Below are 2,569 nucleotides of genomic sequence, written 5' to 3' on the forward strand. Positions count from 1 at the left end.
GCTTAAACAAATCCCCATTAGTTAGTCGGGAACTTCCGAAGGTGAAGGGGGTGCACGATGTCGAAGCACCGAAGTATAACCGCGAACAGATTCTGAAGAATCTGGAAGAAAGTAAACTTGCGAGGGAATCCAGTAACTTTGACCAATATCTGGCGAAGGAGAAATTCCAACTAGGCTTAAACAAATCCCCATTAGTTAGTCGGGAACTTCCGAAGGTGAAGGGAACAGCGAATCCATCACCAAGTCAATCAACAACTCGAGAAATCATTGACCAAAAATTAAAAGAGTATGGTGTTTCTTGGGATGAGTTTAATAGGCTAAGGAATACACGTATCACTGAAATGTCTCAATATGAGTATGATATGATGATTGATATTCGTAAATCAATACCAAATCCAACGGAACAAACTGTTTTACAGAAGATTATTCCTGTTAAAGATGCAGATAATTATTTTGGTTCTAAAGGATGGGGTGTTGGTGGATTCATATCAAAAAGAGGAGATGTGGTTGATATTAAAACCATTGAAGATGCAGTGAATGGCTTGCGCCTTGATTATGAAAATTCTCCATTTGTTGAAACTATGATTGATGCAAATGGCAATAGGGTTGCAGTACGTGATCAGAATGGTAATTTGAAACTAAAAACAGATGCATTTGTCAGAATTGAATTTCGAACACACGACACTGATTATATAGATATTCCGATAGGTAATAGAGATGGTACAAAACTAGAGGCTGATCCAGCATCGGGTAATGGATTCATTAAGTCTGATGAATATTTGATTCCGGAGTATAAAATAGTTAAGCCAGACACCAAATTTCCTTCAGTCAAACTAACTGATGGGTCAAAAATGTATCTGAATGTTGGAGGAGAGGAAGTATTAGTAGGAGTTGTGAAAAATGGTAAAATGTATTACGTGGAGGGATGATGGATAAATTATACATAGTGGTTGATGGAATTGAACATCAATACTTTGATTGTGATAGTACAGGATATTATTTGATTTCCTATGATCCTTTATCAGAGAATAATGGTTATAAATTATTTGATTCAGAGTTGAAACAATATAGAAAATATTTGACAGATAAACAGGTTGAAAAAAAATATAAAATTATAGATTATATTTGGTTTAATGAACAAAAATGGGATATTTTTCAACGAAGTGATGATAATTTAGATAAACCCAATTCATGGGTAACGATTGTTTCCGACGATATAGAATTTTTAAATAGAAATGGATTATGGAAGGAGGAGAATTTAGTTGAAAGTAGGTATGGACATTTGTATTACTGTTCTTTACCAATCGAGGCAGAAAAGTTTTCTCTAATTCGAACTAGAAAAAATCTCCCTATATAGTTAAGATAGAAAGAAAGTAGTTTATGATGAAATCAGTTAATTTTACAATAAAAAGCAACCAATCACTAAGAATTGGTGAGGTGCTTCAAGCAGAACTTTTTGAATGTTACAGCGTTTCCGCTAAGGATGCAGGATTAAAGCCATCTGCGGACTCTCTTATTTCGGATTTCCATTCTGTTCAGTTTGGGGTCAAAGAGAAGTCTAGTCTAGGATTCCGTCTATCCTTTGATGGTCAAGCCTATCAGGTATCTGTTCCAGATTTGGCGACTGCCTCTGACTGGACTGGGGCCTTGATGTTCTTGAAAACATTGCTGGTTTTCTTAGATGTAAGAGTGTGTGAACATGATGGCGTGGACTATGATAAAGATTCCATTCTTGATTTTCATTTCACGGATATTTTCTTATCAGCTCTTTCAGAATTGACCAAGGAAGTAAAAGTTCATCCCATCGTGGAAATTATGGGAGTAAAACGTCCTATTTACATCAATGAACTCTACCTAGGGCAGATTATCCATGTGCCGGATGATCAACTCTTAAATAGTTATGACCAGCGTTTGCGCTTTACCCAACAGCTAAATGCTTATTACTCTGAGCAACAAGTTTTTAAAGTAGAGCAAAATGGAGAGAACATCATTATCCCTATCAATTATCTAAATAGTGAAGGACGAACAATCTTACCGGCTCAACCAGAGCTAGAGCCTCAATATTTACAAGAGTATCGAGGAAGTAAGGTTGCAGTTGCACGACTGTTTATCATGACAGCCGATGGCGAAAAACTAGCCGAAGTTCCTTATCGGGAATTCTTAGAGTCGTTGACTGAGGGAATTTACATGCTAGATGCCAAGTATGTGCTTGTGGACCCAATTTCTCCTGAAATGTTGCAGAAGTTATCACAAAAATAACATTCTAAGAAACTTATTAGTTTGTTCAAGATTGAAAAGTTTACCATCTGATATTTTTTTCAGGTGGTTTTCTTTTTCCTTAAGTTCCCCATTTTATTTTTTCTGTATTTATTTTATGCTATAATAAGACAAAGTTTTAATACCATCATTCAACAATAGTGCAAGTAAATACCCAGAAATAGGTAGAATAAATCAATGGAGTAAATAAATGAAAAAATTTGAAATACCAGAGCCTAAAGAATATGAATCTTTTGTTAATTTTTATCGTAGTGTGATGGAAGAAGGAAAAGAGGAAGAAGCTTTTTTAGGC

At 35.4% G+C, this 2,569-nt stretch carries 2 protein-coding genes and 1 pseudogene; all 3 read left to right on the forward strand.

Annotated elements, in window-relative coordinates; translation table 11 throughout:
• Positions 1–929, forward strand: a pseudogene (locus PAN06_RS13825) (hypothetical protein); the annotation flags it as partial.
• Positions 926–1,357 (forward strand): hypothetical protein, encoded by a 432-nt coding sequence (locus tag PAN06_RS13830; protein ID WP_136937685.1) that lies wholly within the window; start codon positions 926–928, stop codon positions 1,355–1,357. The pseudogene PAN06_RS13825 and the gene PAN06_RS13830, both read left to right, overlap by 4 nt.
• Positions 1,358–1,383: 26 nt before the next feature.
• Positions 1,384–2,259, forward strand: coding sequence for a DUF4299 family protein (locus PAN06_RS13835; protein WP_269796616.1), 876 nt, complete (start codon positions 1,384–1,386; stop codon positions 2,257–2,259).
• Positions 2,260–2,569: the final 310 nt, after the last annotated feature.

The sequence above is a fragment of the Streptococcus sp. SM3 genome (genome assembly GCF_027497875.1).

Bases quoted from the DNA above. Each gene is read 5' to 3' on its own strand.
- PAN06_RS13830 (WP_136937685.1), top strand. From the start codon at position 926: ATGATGGATAAATTATACATAGTGGTTGATGGAATTGAACATCAATAC.
- PAN06_RS13835 (WP_269796616.1), top strand. From the start codon at position 1,384: ATGAAATCAGTTAATTTTACAATAAAAAGCAACCAATCACTAAGAATT.